The 19,449-nt window shown below is 37.9% G+C and carries 18 protein-coding genes and 1 pseudogene; 7 read left to right on the top strand and 12 right to left on the bottom strand.

Going from position 1 to position 19,449, the window contains the following annotated elements; all coding sequences use genetic code 11:
• Nucleotides 1-12 precede the first annotated feature (12 nt).
• Both ACOI1D_RS10055 and csaB read left to right on the top strand, forming a co-directional pair.
• Nucleotides 13-1,902 carry a DUF5693 family protein gene (locus ACOI1D_RS10055; protein ID WP_422501148.1) on the top strand — a complete coding sequence of 630 codons (1,890 nt, stop codon included), beginning with the start codon at nucleotides 13-15 and terminating at the stop codon, nucleotides 1,900-1,902.
• A complete protein-coding gene (csaB, locus tag ACOI1D_RS10050; RefSeq protein ID WP_422501147.1) occupies nucleotides 1,902-2,978 on the top strand; it encodes a polysaccharide pyruvyl transferase CsaB in 1,077 nt (358 codons plus the stop codon). Before ACOI1D_RS10055 ends, csaB begins: the two co-directional genes overlap by 1 nt.
• A gap of 49 nt (nucleotides 2,979-3,027) precedes the next feature.
• Here the strand turns inward: csaB and ACOI1D_RS10045 are convergent, their stop codons facing one another.
• The gene (locus ACOI1D_RS10045) at nucleotides 3,028-4,908 is read right to left on the bottom strand and encodes an LTA synthase family protein (RefSeq protein ID WP_422501146.1); all 1,881 of its coding nucleotides are present in this window, start codon (nucleotides 4,906-4,908) and stop codon (nucleotides 3,028-3,030) included.
• Between the two features lie 157 nt (nucleotides 4,909-5,065).
• On the opposite strand from ACOI1D_RS10045, the gene ACOI1D_RS10040 reads away from it, so the two are divergent.
• Nucleotides 5,066-6,886 (top strand): FAD-dependent oxidoreductase, encoded by a 1,821-nt coding sequence (locus ACOI1D_RS10040; protein ID WP_422501145.1) that lies wholly within the window; start codon nucleotides 5,066-5,068, stop codon nucleotides 6,884-6,886.
• A gap of 70 nt (nucleotides 6,887-6,956) precedes the next feature.
• Here the strand turns inward: ACOI1D_RS10040 and ACOI1D_RS10035 are convergent, their stop codons facing one another.
• On the bottom strand, nucleotides 6,957-9,032 hold the full coding sequence (locus tag ACOI1D_RS10035) for an S-layer homology domain-containing protein (RefSeq protein WP_422501144.1): 2,076 nt from the start codon (nucleotides 9,030-9,032) through the stop codon (nucleotides 6,957-6,959).
• 135 nt (nucleotides 9,033-9,167) lie between these two features.
• Nucleotides 9,168-10,217, bottom strand: coding sequence for a glycosyltransferase family 4 protein (locus tag ACOI1D_RS10030; protein ID WP_422501143.1), 1,050 nt, complete (start codon nucleotides 10,215-10,217; stop codon nucleotides 9,168-9,170).
• Nucleotides 10,218-10,517: 300 nt separating this feature from the next.
• Here ACOI1D_RS10030 and ACOI1D_RS10025 point away from each other — a divergent pair, with 300 nt between their 5' ends.
• Nucleotides 10,518-10,691, top strand: a complete 174-nt coding sequence (locus ACOI1D_RS10025) for a hypothetical protein (protein ID WP_422501142.1) — start codon at nucleotides 10,518-10,520, stop codon at nucleotides 10,689-10,691.
• Between the two features lie 40 nt (nucleotides 10,692-10,731).
• Here ACOI1D_RS10025 and ACOI1D_RS10020 read toward each other — a convergent pair whose 3' ends face one another.
• The 8 genes and pseudogenes from ACOI1D_RS10020 to ACOI1D_RS09985 all read right to left on the bottom strand — a co-directional run bounded on the left by ACOI1D_RS10020 (nucleotide 10,732) and on the right by ACOI1D_RS09985 (nucleotide 16,749).
• Nucleotides 10,732-12,189 (bottom strand): APC family permease, encoded by a 1,458-nt coding sequence (locus tag ACOI1D_RS10020; protein ID WP_422501141.1) that lies wholly within the window; start codon nucleotides 12,187-12,189, stop codon nucleotides 10,732-10,734.
• Nucleotides 12,190-12,357: 168 nt separating this feature from the next.
• Complete coding sequence (locus tag ACOI1D_RS10015; RefSeq protein WP_422501140.1) at nucleotides 12,358-13,062, bottom strand: hypothetical protein; 705 nt, start codon at nucleotides 13,060-13,062, stop codon at nucleotides 12,358-12,360.
• Nucleotides 13,063-13,103: 41 nt separating this feature from the next.
• Nucleotides 13,104-14,177 carry a glycosyltransferase family 4 protein gene (locus tag ACOI1D_RS10010; RefSeq protein ID WP_422501139.1) on the bottom strand — a complete coding sequence of 358 codons (1,074 nt, stop codon included), beginning with the start codon at nucleotides 14,175-14,177 and terminating at the stop codon, nucleotides 13,104-13,106.
• 134 nt (nucleotides 14,178-14,311) lie between these two features.
• Nucleotides 14,312-14,443, bottom strand: coding sequence for a hypothetical protein (locus tag ACOI1D_RS10005; RefSeq protein WP_422501138.1), 132 nt, complete (start codon nucleotides 14,441-14,443; stop codon nucleotides 14,312-14,314).
• Nucleotides 14,440-14,805 carry a hypothetical protein gene (locus ACOI1D_RS10000; protein ID WP_422501137.1) on the bottom strand — a complete coding sequence of 122 codons (366 nt, stop codon included), beginning with the start codon at nucleotides 14,803-14,805 and terminating at the stop codon, nucleotides 14,440-14,442. Before ACOI1D_RS10000 ends, ACOI1D_RS10005 begins: the two co-directional genes overlap by 4 nt.
• Before the next feature lie 75 nt (nucleotides 14,806-14,880).
• A pseudogene (locus tag ACOI1D_RS09995) lies at nucleotides 14,881-14,937 on the bottom strand (TetR family transcriptional regulator); the annotation flags it as partial.
• Nucleotides 14,938-15,001: 64 nt separating this feature from the next.
• The gene (locus tag ACOI1D_RS09990; protein WP_422501136.1) at nucleotides 15,002-16,018 is read right to left on the bottom strand and encodes an ABC transporter permease; all 1,017 of its coding nucleotides are present in this window, start codon (nucleotides 16,016-16,018) and stop codon (nucleotides 15,002-15,004) included.
• A gap of 2 nt (nucleotides 16,019-16,020) precedes the next feature.
• On the bottom strand, nucleotides 16,021-16,749 hold the full coding sequence (locus ACOI1D_RS09985) for an ABC transporter ATP-binding protein (RefSeq protein WP_422501135.1): 729 nt from the start codon (nucleotides 16,747-16,749) through the stop codon (nucleotides 16,021-16,023).
• Between the two features lie 403 nt (nucleotides 16,750-17,152).
• Between ACOI1D_RS09985 and ACOI1D_RS09980 the strand changes: the two genes are divergently transcribed.
• From ACOI1D_RS09980 to ACOI1D_RS09970, 3 genes are all read left to right on the top strand, one after another.
• A complete protein-coding gene (locus ACOI1D_RS09980; protein ID WP_422501134.1) occupies nucleotides 17,153-17,578 on the top strand; it encodes a DUF2935 domain-containing protein in 426 nt (141 codons plus the stop codon).
• Nucleotides 17,579-17,748: 170 nt separating this feature from the next.
• Nucleotides 17,749-18,492 (top strand): threonine/serine exporter family protein, encoded by a 744-nt coding sequence (locus ACOI1D_RS09975; RefSeq protein WP_422501133.1) that lies wholly within the window; start codon nucleotides 17,749-17,751, stop codon nucleotides 18,490-18,492.
• A gap of 25 nt (nucleotides 18,493-18,517) precedes the next feature.
• Entirely contained in the window at nucleotides 18,518-18,961 is a 444-nt protein-coding gene (locus ACOI1D_RS09970) for a threonine/serine exporter family protein (RefSeq protein WP_422501154.1), read from the top strand.
• A gap of 22 nt (nucleotides 18,962-18,983) precedes the next feature.
• On the opposite strand, the gene ACOI1D_RS09965 is transcribed toward ACOI1D_RS09970, so the two are convergent.
• Nucleotides 18,984-19,298: a hypothetical protein gene (locus ACOI1D_RS09965; protein WP_422501132.1), complete on the bottom strand. Its 315-nt coding sequence runs from the start codon at nucleotides 19,296-19,298 to the stop codon at nucleotides 18,984-18,986.
• Nucleotides 19,299-19,449 lie beyond the last annotated feature (151 nt).

The raw sequence follows: 19,449 nt of genomic DNA, 5'->3' as shown, positions 1-19,449 counted from the left end.
GGAAGTCACATTTTGAACAAACGACTTTGGTTATGGGGTATAACAATTCTCTTATTATTAATTTCCTTACCTGGATTATATGATCGCTTTCAATCAGTTTCTGAAAATGACACATATGAATTGGTTGCTCCTTACTCAGAAATACTCGAATTAACAGACAGTGAAGAAGACGATGCACTTACATTGGATAGCGCCCTAACAAGGCTTGAGGAAGCCGGTCTTACCACAGTTAGTGTTAGTCCAATTTCATTAGACAGTTTGGAGGATCAGGATGCTATTCAAATTTTTCCGCAGGATGAATTAGAAGAAACACTAATGTTCAGTGAAACAAAATATGATTTCCCTGAAGACACGGATCATCTTTATTTTACAATTCCAGAGGATCGGTACCTGCAAACATTTATTGAGGAAAACCTGAACCCTCAAAAGGTTACAATCGGTGATAAAAAAATATTTGTCATTCCGACCGAAGATGGGAAAGAAGTCAACGCAAATATAGGATATAACAAAGAGGCAATTAATACAGTTAAGAAACACGGCTTAAACTATATCCTACGGGTTGATAATGCAGAAACCGAAGAAAAAGAAGTGATAAATGCGAACACTGTTGAACAGGTGATTCAAATGCAGGGCGATGATTTTTCTAATATTTTATTTTCAGGGCAAGACGTCATTGGTTATCCCGATTTAGAACAGGTGAAAAAATTTGCTACCCAGATAAATGAAGCTGATTTTAACTTTTATACAATCGAATTCACGCGCCAACGTGGCTTGGAATTGTTTGCCAGAACTACTAGCTTTGATGATGTGATTCGTCTGCACAGCATGAAAATCACTGGAGAGCACGAAAAAAACGTTGATCGAGCAGTTAGAGCAGTCAAGGAACGTAACATCCGGTCCGTTTTCTTTCATATGCCTACTAAAGCAGATGTTCCAATGGATGATTTTACAAGTACACTAAGCTTCATTAAGGATGTACAAGCTGAAATGCCTGACAGCTTCAAAGTTGGAACGCCATTGCCTTTTGAGACAATTGATTCTCCATTATGGGCAAAAATTGCTGTATTGCTGACCAGTGTTTCGTTCATCTATTTAGCGGCAAGCAATATTTTTAAGCCTAGAGTTGGATTACTCGCTAGCGCTTTTACTATTTTAGTTTTATTGGTGTACGCGTTAACGCAAAGACTTCTGTTTTTACAAGGTCTTGCATTGATGGTAGCGGTCATAACTCCTATCTATGCAGTGCTAGCTAATTCCAGAGAGGGCTCAAATAAGTTTCGTGAGATTGCTATAAAATATATAAAAGCTCTAGGCATTAGTTTTACAGGAATCATAATTGTGCTTGGAATACTAAACACCACTGCATTTGTAACTGGTTTTGAATTATTCCGTGGTGTTAAATTAGTTTATATCGTTCCAATTTTATTTATCCTTTTATATTCTTTTTGGGGTAAGTATATTGTAATTTTAAACACTCAAGTGAAATATTGGCATTTGCTCGTAATCACAATAATTGGCTTGGCTGGATTCTACTATGTAATACGTTCTGGTAATACGGGGACCGTAAGTGATCTTGAAAAGAGTATTCGTTATGGACTTGAGGAACTTCTTTATGTACGTCCTCGAACAAAAGAGTTTCTAATCGGATTCCCAGTCTTCGTATTAGCATTGTACGTCATGTATTCACACAAGATTTGGGGGAAGATTTTACTTGTTCCCGGTGTTATTGGGTTTTTATCGATTGTAAATACGTTTACTCATTTTCATATACCAATGAGTATTTCTTTATTACGTACTTTCTACAGCATCGTGTTTGGCTTTATAATCGGTATATTATTCATTTACCTTTATAGACTTGGTTTATACCTCTTCGCAATGGGCCGCAATAAGGGGTGGTTCTAATGCGGATTGTGCTGTCTGGATATTATGGCTTCGATAATGTCGGAGATGAGGCCATTTTATTTTCCATCATTAAATCGCTGAAAAATGAGAATCCAGAAGTAAGGATTACGGTTTTATCAAATAATCCGGAAGCTACGAAACAAACCTATCATGTAGATGCAGTGAACCGCTGGAAATTAAAAGAGATCAGAAACGTACTTAAGCAAGCGGATGGTTTGATAAGTGGTGGTGGAAGCCTGTTACAGGATGAGACAGGAATCAAATCAATTCCATACTATGCAGGTATTATAAAAATAGCAAAATGGTATAAAAAACCTGTTTTCGTTTATGCACAGGGAATGGGCCCGATAAAGCGACGACTAAGCAAGTGGATTGTGAGAAACGCTTTAAATAAGGTTGGTAAAATTACAGTAAGGGATGAAGGTTCAAAAACCCTTCTCCAAAAAATAGGTGTCAAAAAACAGTCCGTTGTAGTTCCCGATCCGGTACTTGCACTTGACAGAAATAGTTTTTCAAACAACTGGATTAAATCCCAGGCTATTGATAAACCGATAATTACGGTAAGCGTCAGAGATTGGCCAACTGATAATCCCTATAAGGAAAAAATTGCGCATTGCCTAGATAAGCTTGTACAAAAAGGCAACTCAATTGTTTTTATTCCAATGCACGGCAAGATTGACGAGGTTACCTCTATGGAAACAGCAGGAATAATGACAGAAAAAAGCTTTACAGCACCTGCTGATTCTTCAATCGAAGAAAGGATTTCAATTATAGGAGAATCTCAGTTATTAATAGGAATGAGACTTCATGCCCTAATCTTTTCGGCTGTTACCTACACACCATTTGTTGCTCTTTCCTATGACCCTAAGATAGACGCATTTGCTGCTATCTGTAATCAGCCAGTTATCGGACACGTTGAAAACAATAACTGGAGCGGTGAATCACTTTTTGACGCAGTACTTGAAACTTTATCAAACGAGACTCTTGTTCAAAGTTCACTTGAAAATAAAGTGAAGAATCATCAGAAAGAGGCACTGAAAACACCAAAAATGGCACTTGAACTGTTTACTAAATAGAAAACGGCCTATCACTTTACGCTTTCAGCGCTCGGTGATGGGCCGCTTTCTATTTTCTTTCAGGTAAGCTTTTTAAATAAGTGTCAGATAGCTTTTCCAACTTTAATACACGGTTATAATCTTCTTTGTATTTTTCATAGTCCTCAATAACTTCTTCTGTTTGAAGGTCATAGGCAGTTCCATCTTCGAAACCTTTTTTCGGTACGAATAGTATTTCATTATTAAAGAACGAACCAATTGGTAAGTAATATCTAACTCCTAACAGGTTTTTATCATAATTTAATAAATCTTGTCCAAAGACAACCTGATCCTCCAGTGAGATACCTAATAGATTTGCAACTGTTGGCATCATATCTAACTGACCGCTAGTCTTCTCTAACGTTTTACCTTGATCAGTTATACCTGGAGCGTGAATAATAAAAGGTATATTTAAACGATCTATTAATTTGTACTCATTTCCAAGTAAATCACTTACTAAATCAACGTCTTCCTGATCCATTGCGCTTTGCTGCAGACCAAAGTGGTCACCATATATGACAATAACACTTTCTTCATAAATTCCAGCCTGTTTTAATTTTTCTATAAAGTTATTTATCTTTCGATCCATATAATTAATAGATTGTAAATAGTCACCAGTTAAAGAACCTTTAAATTTATCCGGCAGCTCTAACTCGGCTTCATCCGCGGGCAATTTAAATGGATGATGACTTGTCAGGCCAATTAACTGTGCATAAAACGGTTGGTCTTTAAGATGATATCCTTTTAACACTGGTAAAGCTTTATCAAATAAAACTTCATCAGATGGCCCTATACCAATTACATCCTTATTACCAAAAAACTTTCCATCGTAATAATGTTCAAAGCCAAGTGCAGGATAAAGTTCATCTCTGTTCCAAAACTCTATATCATCTGCATGGAACGTCATTGTCGCATACCCTTCTGCCTTCAGTAAACGGGGCAGGCTTGGAAACTTTTTATTCCCATATGTCTGGGAAGTCGGATTGAAAGCAAGCGGATAAAGCGAAGTATTAAAAATAAACTCTGCATCAGAAGTATTACCAGGACCAGTTTGTTGAACTGTGTTTGGAAAATAAAAACTATTATCCAGCATCTTGTTAATGTGTGGCGTTACCTCTTCCCCACCAACCTTTAACCCGATTGGAAAATTCTGCATCGATTCAACCTGGATCACAATTAGATTTCTTTTTTCTGCAGTATTAAAATAATTTCTTTCCTCTTGTGGAATCTGTTCAATCCCTTTTACTTCCCTAATTTCCTGTTTTAACTTAGGTACATTGTCTACAGACACATCAATATCAACAAGAATTTGACTTTCAGAACCATAATAAACCTCTAAGGCTTCGTAATTAAGAATACCTTTTTCCTGTGCGGCAATTACATTGTTTGAGATTACCTCATTCTTATGAATCATAAAGGTCGCAAAGGATATTCCTAAAGCTACTACTAACAATGGAATTACGAAAAGCTTTTTATTTAAAGACCTATTTTTAATTGGATATTTCCTTATTACTAATAGTACTATAAATATAGCAATATCAACGAAAAACAATCCATAAACAGGTTCTATTAATGCCGTAACACTTTCATTTATAGTATCTACCTGACCTAATTGAAATAAAGCAAAGTAGGTTACAATTCTTCCAAAGAAAGAATAATAGAGAATTACAGCCAATAGTAAAGTTGAAAACACTGCATTTAGCAATAGATAGAAGAATGGCTTTCCTTTCACCGCTATTAACTCTATTAATGAAGCAAATGCTACTATATAGCCCAATTCCAAAAATAATGTTTTAGTGATATTTAATTCTTCAAATAAAAGAAACCTTAAGAGCATAGTTTTTATAACTAAAATTAACGTTATAATAAACAGATGACTTTTAAGAAATTCTGTAATGTAGTTGCTTTTCATTTATACTGTTCTCCTATTATAAAAGTTTTTTAACCTAACGTATATTCTTCATTAAATCAATCCATAAGTCAAGTGCATATTAAAGTTCCTGTAGAAAGATGTCGAACAATTTGTTAATATTGTGTAAGTAATAATGAATTCGTTATTGGAGGAAAAAATGAAAAAAATTATAGTTTGGGTATTTATCGCGATTTATGCCTGTTTACCAATCCTGAGTCTTTCAGTTGAGGGTAATGGACAAACAAAAAAATTAGTTGGAAGCTATGGAGTGATCGTATTTGGTGGCGAGCCAGAAGGGGTTGCTGCAGCGGTCTCATCTGCTAGAAATGGCAATCATACATTATTAATTGCAAAAAGAGATGGTCTAGGCGGCGTTATGACGTATGGGATGCTTAACTTTCTGGATATAAGTTATGACAAAGAAGGAAATCTTGCAAATACAGGAATCTTTAAAGAGTGGCATCAACTTGTTGGTGGCAAAGTTGGTTTCGATATAGCAGACGCACAAGATGCTTTTCTAGAACTAGTAAAAGAAGAAGAAAATTTAACATTAATTACAGAGGCTACTCTTAAATCAGTTATCATGCAAGGGGACCGTTTAACGGGCATAAAAATAATTGATTCAGCTGGGAAAGAACAATCTATTCAGGCGAAACGCTTTATTGATTCTACCCAGGATGCAGACCTTGCTGTAAAAGCTGGAGCTCCCTTTTTTGTAGGTGGTGAGGATATAGGGCTTGACCGAAAGATGGCCGTTACGCCGATGATTCATTTAGACAATGTTGATTGGGAAGAAATTAAGCAAGCCGCAAAAGAAGAGGTTTTTGGTGGAGGAAAAGTAAACGGAAATGTAGCGTGGGGATTTAGCAAACTGCATTACGCTTACGAACCCTATTACGCGGAAACTACTAGATTAAGAGGTCTAAACATTGTTCGTCAAAAGGATGGAACAGTGGTTATAAATGCCTTACAGATTTTTGGTGTTGATGGTCTAGACGAAGAATCAAGGGAAAAGGCTCTCGAAAAAGGTAAGAAGGAAACCAAGCATGTTCTAAAGTTCTTACAAGAAAACTTTCCTGGATTTGAAGACGCGGAAATTGCCAGTCACCCCGAGGAACTTTACGTAAGAGAAACCAGACATATAAAAGCGGAGTATCAGTTTCCTCTAAGTGACATTTGGGAGAACAAATACCACTGGGATGCTATTGGATTTGGAGCTTATCCAGTGGATGTGCAAGCTACTTCAGTTAATGATTATGGCTACGTTTATACAAATCCTGTCCAGTACACGATCCCTTTCCGCTCGCTTGTTCCACTGAAAGTTGATGGATTGTTAGTGGCTAGTAAAGCTTCTGGTTACAGTTCACTTGCAGCTGCCAGTACCAGAGTTATCCCAACAGGTATGACAGCAGGACAGGCAGCCGGTATTGCTGCAGCTATTTCAATAAATAATGATATAAGCTTTAGGGAAATGACAAACTCGGAAAAGGCAATTGAAAAAATGCAAACGAGATTAAAAAAACAAGGTGTTAAACTTTACTCTTTTGATATTCCCTTCCCGTATGAGGGTGAGTGGTTTTATCCTGCTGCAAGTACATTATTAAATTATGGATTGATATTAGGTGGCTATGATAACAAATTACCGGTCGAAAAACCGATATCAGAATTATCCTTTGCAAATATTCTCAGTAATGGTGTCCAGCGAATAACCAGCACAAAAGCAACTCAATTGGAGAATAATCTTGATGCTTTTCGGGCAGCTATCAATAAAGAAACTGAATTAACAAGAAATCGGGCCGCAGAGTTGATTTTAACACTATATGGAATTAAAGATGACGGTACTAATCCATGGGCCCATGCCAAAGAGATCGGACTAATCGATGAAACAATAGTTGAAAGAATAACTCAAAATAGAGTATTAACAGGAGCAGAAGGGTACTATATTGCTGGCAAGTTGATGCAAGAAATAGAAAAATAAAAATAGGGGACAGTCCCCCATCACGTTACTACTATAGCGTGATGGGGGACTGTCCCTTTGTGTACTTGTTTTATTCGAATTTTGTACTGTACGCTTTCCTGATTGCTGCAGGGTCAGAAGGCAAGATTGGTCTTTCTTGTGCCTTTTCTACCTGACTCTTGATATTAGCACTAAATAATACTGCCTCTGCTCTTGTTACTGTGTCACTGCCCATGTATCCTTCTACAGATATATTATCTGGATCCTTCCCATTAGATAGACCTTTCACCAATAAATATTTAATTGCATCGGATCCTGAGAAATTAACTCCTTGCGTTCCACTCACAATTTCTGCAGCTTCCATTCTTGTTATTGGTTTTCCTGCATTGTCATGATAGGGATAATTTTTCATTTCCATAAAACTCAAAGTGCCTTTCGGATAACCTGCCTCTTCTAACTCATCTCCATAGCCAAAATCCCTAGCTAGAATTGTAACAAACTCGGCTACAGTGACAGGTTGACTAGGATGAAAACTACCATCAGGATAGCCTGTAACTATTCCGTGTTCCTCAGCTTGTTCTATCTCAGAAAATGCCCAATGGGTGTCTTTCACATCGGTAAACTTGCCAATCTTGTCTACATGTTTAAACGACACATCTGCTTTCCTTGTAGCCAATCTTTCAAAGTTTTTGTCATAAGCAATGATTGTTAGTGGCTTGGCTGGATCAATATTTTTAAAATCTATTTTCATGTCCCATGGCTGTGTATATGATTGTCCAAGCTTCTTGTCACCTTGATAGACTGCGACATAATAAGGTTGTTTACCTAAAGGAAGCTTGGCATATACAAATGCGTTGTGCGTATCTTCCGCTTCAGTTAACTCCTTAACCGGTACATAATTAGTTTCCACCGGGCTTTCTAGAGGGTTTAGGTTTAAATTGTCATAAAAGTATGGGCTCGTAATTATACGCTGGTATCTTTCATCAACTATTTTACTAGCACCCAAATCGTAATTATTATTTTGGTTGTCATAACTTGTTGTTTTTTTGTCAAGATTAAAATACGTTATTGCTTTTACCTGTGGAAACATTTTTGGTAAAAATCCATACATATTACCAATTTGACCTGCTGCCCACTCTGAATAGTCTTTATCTGTTTCATAACTATAGTGAGATACAGCTCCCTCAGAAATCATTATTGGCTTGTGCTTGTACTTTTCATAAATTGGTTTAAGGTAGTCAATCGGATTTCCTCCTAATACCTCTTTACCATGTGAAAATGGAATTGTATATAAAGATAAGCCTACCCAATCAACATACGCATCTCCAGGATAGAATTGATCTATATTGTCACGTGGCAGAAAGTTTGGAGACCAGACCATCGCAACATTAGGTGCCTCTTCTTCCATAATGTCATGAACTAACCTGAATTTTTCAATATACTTTTCAGGATCTCCACCCCAAGGAATCCAGTCACCATTCATCTCTCCTGCAAAACGTAAGAAAACTGGAACTCCGGATTGTTTAGCTTCTTTTGCAAACTGCCTTATATATTCACTATCTACAACCTCATCTAGTCCATTCATTGGTTCAAATCCAATTTGGATGCCTGATCCATTTTCCTTCGCTTCACGTGCAAAATCCATTGGGAAATAAGAATCTGTATTTTCATATTTTTTCCCCCATGTGGTATATGTTAAGTATATTGCATGATTTTTTCCATAAATACCTTCAACAAGATCTGGATTAGCATGCTCTCTTTGGCCTGCTAAAAACAACCCTAAATATGTACCACTCTTAGGTTCAAATTTCCCTAGTTCTTTGTTCAAAGTTACTGGTTTTTCTACGTATAATTCCAGTTCGGTACCAATATGATTAGCTCGAATCTTATTTACAATTCCCCAATCAGCATGCCCTGCCATGCCCCAATATTTAGCTGAATCATTGTAATATACAACTGCTTTTTCATATTGCTTATGTTCATCGTAATATACAGCTAGTTTTTTAGTATATATTGCAGCATTCGTCCAGCTTTTTCTTTTAATTGAACTCTCTAATGATTCTTCCCAGCTGTCTACCTCTGTTGATGCGTGGACTCCACTTGGAGACAGGAATGCAGATACCGATAAAAGTAGGACCATTAGTACTGACAGTAATGTCTTCTTCATTTAAATCCTCTTCTCTTTAACTTAATAAATTAAATTTTACCATAAGTATGTAGTTTTTTGTAAAATATTGGCATTACTTTTGAAGTAGAAAATCAAAAAGATCAGACACCATTAGTATGGCGGTCTGATCTTTTATTATTTCTTAGCTTTATTATTGTCAATCAATTTTAAAATTGGCCGGTAATTGTCTCCAATCAATCCAGTAACCTCTACAATCAATTCGATTGTAATCAATAATGTAATGATTACGAGTGACGAGCCCCAAAGGGTAGCCCTGGTAAATATAATTGCTGCCATACTGAAATATCCACTTAACGCATAAATTAACATAACCGTTTGGCGGTGTGAAAATCCCAGGTTGATTAAACAATGGTGCAAGTGCAATTTATCCGGTGATGACAATGGTTTCTTTTGAATCACTCTACGAATTATCGCAAATAGTGTGTCAAGCAATGGTATTCCTAAGATAATGATTGGAACTATTAACGAGAATAGCGCAACGTTCTTGAACGAGCCCATTACCGACAGCACACTGATCATATAACCTAAAAACAGTGCACCCGTATCACCCATAAATATTTTTGCCGGATAAAAATTATATAATAAGAAGCCTAATGTGCTTCCCAGTAAGATAAATCCTAGTAACGCAATTAAAGGACTTCCCATTACTACTGCCATTCCGGAGATAGTCAGTAAGGCAATTGATGAAACACCTGCCGCTAATCCATCAAGTCCGTCAATTAAGTTTATTGCATTTGTAACTCCGACGATCCAAAGTATCGTTAATGGAACTGCGAAATATCCAAACTCTATTATTTGTCCGTATGGTAGTGTAATAAATTCAATTTGAACTCCACCAGCTACGGTTACACCAGCTGCTAAAAGTTGCCCAGCCAACTTTGTTTTTGCTGAAAGTTCTTTTAAATCATCGATAATCCCTGTAACCGTTATAATTAATCCTCCAACTAATATTGGCCATGCCTCAATTGTAGTCGGTAGAAATAACATAAATCCAAACAGAAAACTTCCAATTATAGCTAATCCGCCTAATCTCGGCATTATCTTTTTGTGAACTTTTCTATCATTCGGTTGATCTACAGCACCAATAGTAATTGCTAGTTTTTTTACGAAAGGTGTTATTACGATAGCTGCAACAAAGCAAACTATTAGAGCCAAATATTCCATTAAAATCCTCCTACACATTCGTTACTTTTATTATTTATAGTCTATATTAGTAAACTTCCATTCTATTAATCATTATAAACATAATTCAATTCAAGCATTCTATCTAATTATAATTAAATACAAAAAAAATACAACCTTATTTCATTTACAAAGTTGTTACTTTGATTACAATCCTATAAAAAAATGTGTTGTTTCAGTGACAGCTGAGGTGGGAACTTTTTTTATTTAGTGATAGTTGCTTGTCTTGATACCTTTCAAATGATAAATTTTAAGTAGAAAATAAATAATGGAGGATCTAACATGAACAAAGTTAAATACACTATAATGGGAATTTCTCTTTTTGTTTATACGTTAGCTGTAATTGGAGTAACAACGATGGTAGTCTATCCGGATCCCGTGGTAAATGAGGGAACTCCTTTAACAGAGAAGGACATAGATAATATTTGTGATCAGCGTGAAAGTGTTGGATTTTAAAAAAGCCTCCGCTCTATTAAAATAGAGCGGAGGCTTTTATTTACTTTTCTTCCACGTTGATTTTTTTGTTACCCAAAATTAAGTAGTTCAGCTCTTCCTTAGGAATTTTGTTGAATTCCTTACGTTTAACTAGGTAGAACACAACTCCCAGAACTAACCAAGCGAATAAGGCTATTCGTGATTCTATTCCAAGAAATGCTGGTGATCCTGGAATTAATAATAATCCGATGAAGGTTAAACTTGCTAGCATACCAATAATTGCTATGCCTTTTTTTGTTGGTGCGATAACGTGCTTGTTTGAATTGAAATCATCACGCATCGACCATTTAAAGATACTGAATGCTGTAAAACATGTATAGAAATAAGCGATTGATACGCCAATTGATGACATGTCCACTACCCATAGTAATGCTTGTCGGCCAAACCATGGGGCTACCATTGCAAGGACTACTGTGAAAATGATACCCACATATGGTGTTTTATATGTTGGATGTAGTTTTGAAAAAATTCCTGGTAATATTTTCGCACGTGACATTGCGAATAGCAGGCGGCTGGCTGAAATAGTAAATCCGTTTAGCCCAGTGAAAATCCCCATACTTAAGGCAATTGCCAGCACGATTAATCCAAACGTACCAAGTACTTCTTGAATTGCTACCGCTGTCCCCCATATATTTCCTGCTTCTGCCATTGCCTGCCATGGGCTAGCCATTGCTGTCGCAAGAATCATAAGACTATATAATAACGCCGAGAACAAAATAGCTAAAATGATTAGTGAAAATGCTTTTTTTGATGAGAAGTTAAATTCTTCTGCTGCTTGTGGGACATTGTCAAACCCTACATATGCCCAAGGTGCGATAGCCACAATTGATATAATTGCTGCAAATGTAGTCGTATCACTTGGAAAGTATGGCTTAATATCTGCAAGAGATGTTCCAGCGTTCCCACCAATTAATACTGTAATCAAGCCGACTCCTACTAACATGATGACACAAAATACAAACTGCATTTTGCCAGAGAGGCCAGTGCCACGGATATTCAAATATCCAAACAATGCTAATGCTATAGTTGCGATCAGTACTTCCAGGCCGTAAACATCCCAACCCGCTATTTGATACAGATGCAAATTTTCAATTACTGTTGGAAAGATAAATTTAAACATTAACGCAAAAGCCGAGGCGTTTAGAGCTACAATACATATGTACCCAAGTGTTAGGAACCATCCGCAAATAAATGCATGCGTTCTGCCAAGGCTGACAAATGCGTAGGCAAATTCTCCACCTGATACTGGAAAGCTTTTAATTAGAAATCCATAGCTTACAGCGATTAACATCATCAACGCTGCACCGATTAGGAAACCGATGATTACACCGAGTGGTCCTCCACCTTCCATCCAGACTGTTGGCTGCACAAATGCACCCCAACCGATTGATGATCCGAGGGCAATTGCCCATACCCAGTGTGGCTTTAATGTCTTTTTGAGTCGCGTTCTTTCTTCCATGTTGAGTCTCCTTTATTGGATCTTCTCTTTATAGTGCCTCCTTTTTGTAACAAAATTCATGTTTAATTGCAATTTGGCTCTTGATGGTTTATTCGCCGAATTTCCTTAGATTTACGAGCAAATCGCTGTGAGGCCTTGGTAATGGTTGTATTTGTTATTTTGTTTCCGTTATCCCTTTGCATCGTCTTTTGTAGTCGAGATTGGTTCTTCAGGTTCTATCGGTTTTGTTGGTGGTGTTGGTTCTTCAACCGTATCCTCTTCTGGGACTACATCGGTATCCGGTTCGGGCTGTGGTTCTGTTTCAGGTTCCGGTTTAGGTTCAGTATGTGGCTCTGTTTCAGGTTCGGCTTTAGGTTTTGTTGGCTTTGGCTCTGCTACTTCTTCACTGTCGGTTTCGTCAGTTTCCTGATTGTTTGTTGATTCAGTAGGTTCCTCTATATCCTGCTTGCTTTTTGGTGTAGTACTTGTTGATTGTTCTTTAGGTGCAGTGGTTTTACTAGTTGTTGTTTCGTCGTCATTTGACGTGTTTGTATTATTGCTAAATGATTCTGTAACGGTCTGATTATCTTGGCTTTCAGTCAAATCGTCTGTTTCTTCCTCATCTGCTTCTAATTCATTCAGTTCCATTTTTTCACTAGCACTGTTTTTTCTGGAGGGGTATTTATATTTATCGATATTAACTTTTCCAGCAGATTTTTTCTCGTTTTTCTCGTTTGGTTTGGGCTTTAATTCTTCTTTTATTTCTTCTTTAGGATCGTCACCCGTTATTTTTTGTGAACTATAATTATTTAGTAGGATAATGGAAATAATTGCTACTACGCTAATAATATTGGCTATAATCATAATTTTTTTCCAGTTGGATTGTTTGTCCATAAATTTGCACCTCCAAGGTTTAATTTCTAAGTTGTTTAATACTACCCTCTTTTTCTTCGGTTAATTAATTTGTTTACATTGTCTACAACCGGCTTCTTACCGTTCTGTAGGAGTCCTGCATATTCAGCGAAAATATGGATGATGAGAAGGATTAGAAATGCTACCGTCAACGTAATCGAAATTCTAGCATTGGAGAAGAGAATTGCAAGGCATCCGAACAATGCACTAAAACCATAAATAATTAGTACTGTTTTCCGATGGCTAAACCCTGCTTCCAGCAATCGATAATGTATATGTTTATTATCGGCAAGCATTATATTTTCTTTATTGTATGCGCGCCTGACGATAGCAAATAGCGTGTCAAAAATTGGAACAGCCAGTACAATGATAGGGATAATAAAACTGAACAGGGTTATATTTTTAAATAAACCCAGCATTGAAACCACCGCGATTGAATAGCCGAGAAAGTTGGAACCGGTATCGCCCATATAGATTTTTGCCGGATATGAATTGTGAAACAGGAAACCAATATTAGCTCCTATCAAGATTATACATAGAGATGCTGCTACAACTTGAGTGTCAATGATTGCCATGATAAACATGCTTATCAGTGCAATCGTTGATACCCCCGAGGCCAGACCATCAAGACCATCAATTAAATTAATCGCGTTCGTAATTCCGATGACCCATAGAACTGTTATAATCACGCTTACAAAGCCTAAATCAATAAGACCAAAGAACGGAATCGTTATTTTGTCGATGATAAGCCCAGATGAAATAAGAAAGGATGTCGCTATTAATTGCCCTGAGAGTTTAACGATTGGCCTAACTGTATATTTATCATCTATTGCGCCAGTAACGATTATGACCAACGCTCCCAGAAAGATTTCTGCCAGATGTTCGTGCTGCGGTTGAATATAAAGGCCAGCCAAAATAACACCCAGGAAAATCGCAAACCCACCTGTCTTTGGTGTGATCGATTTATGAATTTTACGGTGATTTGGGAAATCCATTATTTTGAATTTGATTGCCAATTTTTTAATTGGAAACGTTAATAAATAAGCTGAAATAAGTGCAATTAAAAATGCAATGGATAAATCGACATAATTGAACATAGGATTCTCCTTGATAAAATTGATTACCTTTGATTATAGCTAAATAAATTGGTGGTGTGAAGGTTAAACTTGGATTTTAGCTTGTTGGTGGTGACGCTTGGTTGTCGCTCAACTTTCGTGCGAATCCGCTCAACTTATTGGCTGTGACGCTCAACTTTCGGGCCGTGTCGCTTGACTTTGCTTGGTTGACGCTCAACTTTCTGGCCGAGTCGCTCAACTTCTGCCGATAATGTAGCTGACTGTTTGTTTAATCTCCGCTTCGTCATCCCATTCTTTGTTGGGTTGAACAATAAATCTTGTTACGAGAAATCCGATAATTGTTGGGATTATCATACGGATAATGGTCTCGTTCGGGTATGTTTATTAGTTCTCCTTTTTCCTTATAATAATCCAGTGATTTGTTGATGGCTGGCTTTATCTTTTCATTAAATTGCTTTTGAAATATTGCTTGAATGTCTGAATGAAATGCGAGTTCTTGGATTAAAATTTTAATTAGGGCTACATTAGACTTAGCAAATTCGAATCGATTTTTTATAAAATTATATAGAAATTGTTCTAGGTGTTCATGTTCCTGCTCAAACACCTTGTTTACGAATTTATCGGCGAACACCGGTGCAGCTAAATTCATGATGACTGGACCAACAATAGCTACCAGCAGATCTTTTTTTGTTTTGTAATGACGGAAAATTGTACCTTCTGCGACCCCCGCTTCTTTAGCGATTTCGCTTGTAGAGGTGTTGTGGTATCCCTTTTCCGCTATTATATTAATTGCTGCTTCGATAATTTTTTCTTACTTTAGTGTCATTACTATCCTATCTCCCCCACTACAGCTTCCGATGTTTTTTCAATGCAACGATATTTAGGATAATAAATGTAACTGAAAACCCTAGAATAACTATAATATCTACTGGCATGCTACTTAGGGACTGTCCACGTATCATGATTTCACGTAGCGCATGGGCCCCATAGGTCAGTGGCATCAGGTTACCAAGAATGTCCATCCAGCTTCCTTCCTCAATATGAAACAGACCTGAAAAGAAAACCTGTGGAATGATCACAATTGGAATGAATTGAATCATTTGGAATTCGTTTTTTGCAAATGCAGAGAGTAATGTTCCAAGGCTTAGGGCTGTGAAGGCTAATAATAATGTAATGATTAGAACAGCAAGGAATGAGCCCTCCATATAAATGTTTAACACGTATACTGAGTAGGTGACGATGATGACAGATTGGATGATGATAAAAATGCCGAATCCACACAGGTACCCAATGACAATCTCCCACCTTTTTAACGGTGTTGCTAGGAGGCGTTCTAAGGTGCCTTGTGTTCGCTCTCGAAGAAATGTGACTCCTCCTATTAAAAAGACAAAGAAAAAGATGAAGAAGCCTATTAGGACTGGACCAATGTTATCAAACAGACTTAAGTCTTTTGATCCGTGTAAAAAATTGATGTCGAAGTTTAGGGCATTTGGGTTAACTTGTTTAGATGCCTGATTTAAAACCTGCTGGACAGCTGCAGTTGCATTTGGGCTGCTGCCTTCCATCGTTACTTCTATTTTACTTTGATTCCAATGTACAAAGGCATCGATATGTTTTTCACGTAAAGCTACTTCGGCCTGCTGCTCAGTCATTTCCTTAATTGTCGCATCCTGTTTCTCTAAAGTGCTTTGCATTTGCGCTGGTACACCTGCTATTGCGATGGTTGGCTCATAGTTATCCATATCCAGGACTAGCCATAACAAGGTTAAAACAAATAATGGTGCAATCATCATGAGTGCGATACTTCGTTTGTCGCGCAGAAATTGTTGGATAATCCTTTTTATAATGGCTCTAATTCGCATTCTTACACCTCCACATTTTTTCCATAATATAAAAATGCATCCTCCTCAAGCGTTTTGGATTCACTATTTTGCATTAGTTCATCAGGGCTTCCCTGTGCAATCACATAACCGTCTCGAAGCAATGCAAGACTGTCACATTTTGCCGCTTCATCCATTACATGTGTCGTGATAATGATAGTAGTCCCCTGCTCCTTCAGCTTCTTTAGGTCCTCCCAAATTGACGCACGAAGAACAGGATCGATGCCAACAGTTGGTTCATCCAGGATGAGTAATGAGGGTTTATGAAGCAGTGCTACTGCGAGAGACATGCGCCGCATCATACCGCCAGAATACTGCTCCAATGGTTTTTGTAATTGATCGGTTAGGTTAACCACCCTTGCCGCTTCTGCAATATGCTGTTTTTGAGATTTTTTTGGTATCCCATAAATGCTTGCAAAAAATTCAAGATTTTCCTTGGCAGTCAATTCGGTGTAAAGAGCGTCTGATTGAGCCATGTAGCCGATGTTTTTCATTAACTTTAATGAGGGCATTTTATCGTTGTTGATCGTAACAGTTCCATTTGTCGGATTGAGCAGTCCAATGATAATTTTCACTAAGGTCGTTTTACCAGACCCTGATGGACCCAGTAAGCCAAACAGCTGGCCACGCGGAATAGTGAGGTTGACTTCTTTTAAAACAACTTCCTTATTGTAATTGTGCTTGATATTGGTGATTTCAATAAAGGCAGACATGTGTATCCTCCTTTTGTATGAGTGATTACTCATTTTTATTTTAGTTTATGTGATGGGTTTTGTATACGATGTGAAGTGATATCCAGAAATCGAGCGCTGAAGGACGAAAACCGAGCACTGACCTCCCCTTTTCGAGCACCACTTGTGGAATATCGAGCGCCAAACGGGTGGCGCTCGATAATTTAATTTGGTGCACGTTTTTGCGGTGCTGATGCTCGTTAACTTCATTTGGTGCCCGATTCTGCTGTGTTGGTGCTCGATTTTATTTGGCATCGATCAGATCACTCTGATATGAGAGCTGTAGGTATGGTTTTTCTAATTGGATTTTTATAAACATAAAAATCCTTCTCCTTCATACATTTATAGATAGATGTGAATTTTTTCATATAAGGGGTTGGGCAGTGTGCAATATTATTATGGAAACCAGTGGCCATTGCGAGTGCTTGACGAGGCGGAGTTTTGGAAAGAACAAGAATCTGAGCACACAGTCGTGATCCGGGAGCTGTTGCCGAATTTGGAAGAGAACTATGTAGACGGGCTGAAGCGTTGGGAAGATGTGTTGATTACCACAAAGCAACATGTGAAAAGATTTATAGAATCGGTAATTCGGAGCAATGGCCAGGTCCCAGCGCAATTGGAGCAGCAAGTGCGGGAATTGTCTTCATTTTGTTTACAAGAAAGCGTTGCCTTTATTCAATTTTGCCGCAAAATTAAGTTGGAAAGCAAGGTTGTAAAGGATAATCCGATGGCCAAAACTGTTATAAATCATATTATTGATGAATCCGAATATTTTATTGGGATTGCCCAGACCATTTTATATGAACAATAGGCGATTGGTGCTTCTACAAGTGTAGGAGCACTTTTTATTTTGTTGGATTGGTCAACCGTTATTTAATTTTATCAACTTGTGATGGTCCCCCACCCATTGTGCTTTCCTTCGTGTAATGTTGCCTTTATAATATGGTATAGTTAAATGCTCAGGGGAAGTGGGTGTGTTGCATGAATATTGATGTGTCTATCGCGAACGTCTGTATGTTGGCTGGGAAGATTATGCTTGAGAGTGGCGCTGAGACATACCGCGTGGAGGATACGATGAACCGTATTGCTGTGTCATATGGATTGTCAAATGCACAAAGCTATGCGACGCCAACTGGAATTATTTTTTCTGTGGATCGGGTTGAGAAGACAAATTTTGTTCGGATATCCAAACGGTCAACAGACTTACATAAAATTGCGGAAGTGAATAGTATTTCCAGAAAACTTACGGGAGACGAGTTAGTGCTGTCGGAGGCATTATTGCTGCTTGAGGAATTGAATTTGGCCAAAGTTTCTTATGTTGGTTGGATTCAGATTGTCTCTGCTGCTTTAATTGCTGGCTGTTTTACGATTATGTTTGGTGGTGAATGGGCTGATTTCATTCCTTCTTTAGTTGCAGGTGGGGCTGGGTATGCTGCGATGCTGTGGTTTGAACGCTTTGTAGAGATCCGCTTCATTGCAGAATTCTTTGCGTCCTTCGTTATTGGTTTATTAGCAATTCTTTTTATTCAAAATGGGTCGGGCGTTGGGATGGACAAGATTATAATCGGCGCGGTAATGCCTCTAGTGCCAGGGTTACACATAACGAATGCAGTACGTGATTTAATGGCAGGTCATTTAGTTGCGGGTCTATCTAAAGGTGTCGAAGCCTTGTTAACTGCATTTGCGATTGGGGCTGGAGTTGCGGTTGTAATTGCTTTTATTTAATTTTTTCTAGGAAGGAGTGTGGCTCATGATTATTGCACAGCTTGCAACTAGCTTCGTTGCTTCAGCAGGGTTTGGTGTGTTATTTAATGCACCGAGGAAATCACTGATTCAGTGTGGCCTGGTGGGAATGTTCGGATGGATCTTGTACTACGGGCTTGTTGGCGAGGGTCTTGATGTTGTGCCAGCAACTATTTTTGCTTCTATGTTAGTCGCTGTGCTAAGCCAAATTTGTGCCCGCATATTTAAGACACCGATCATTGTGTTTATCGTATCCGGGATTATCCCTCTTGTACCAGGAGGATTGGCGTATGATGCCATGCGAAATTTTGTACAGGATGATTATTTTACAGCCGTACAATTGTCGGCCAAAGTCATGCTGTTATCAGGCGGGATCGCGATTGGGCTAATGTTTTCCGAAGTTGCAAATCAGGTAATCCGCAGACAGGTAATAAAACGAATTAAATCATAAAAAACCGACTTGGCCTGTGCAGCTAGTCGGTTTTACTTTTACTGTCTTCCTTATCTGCCATTGCACCAGTAATTAATAGCGTAATTGCGGAAACAGTGTGCATGATAAAGCCTACAATTGGAATCCAGGCAATAAGTGAAGTGACGATTCCAAGTATGCTTCCTACTGTTGGACCATTGTTATTTTTTGACAAAATATACGTGATAATGTGAAGAATGAACATGAATACCAATGGGGCATACCCCTGGGCCATGATAAACATTCCACCGATAAATGGGATGGCCAGAAAAGCTTCAAATCCCCCTGTTACCAACCTCATAATTCGTGCTGAAGACATCGTTTTTTCCCCCGTTCTTGATTATTCCTAATTTAATTATATTCCCAAAGTGACAGCGTGTAAAACTTAGAAGGTTATGAATAGTGACATGACCTTTCTCCGGTGAAAATTTTGTGTTTAGAACTCCCATGATTCTCCTATAATGATTGTG

The sequence above is a fragment of the Virgibacillus sp. DJP39 genome, assembly GCF_049310925.1.
Taxonomy (GTDB): Bacteria; Bacillota; Bacilli; order Bacillales; family Amphibacillaceae; genus Virgibacillus_F.
The sequence above is the reverse complement of the archived record's forward strand: the minus strand, read 5'-3'. Positions and strand labels throughout refer to the sequence as shown.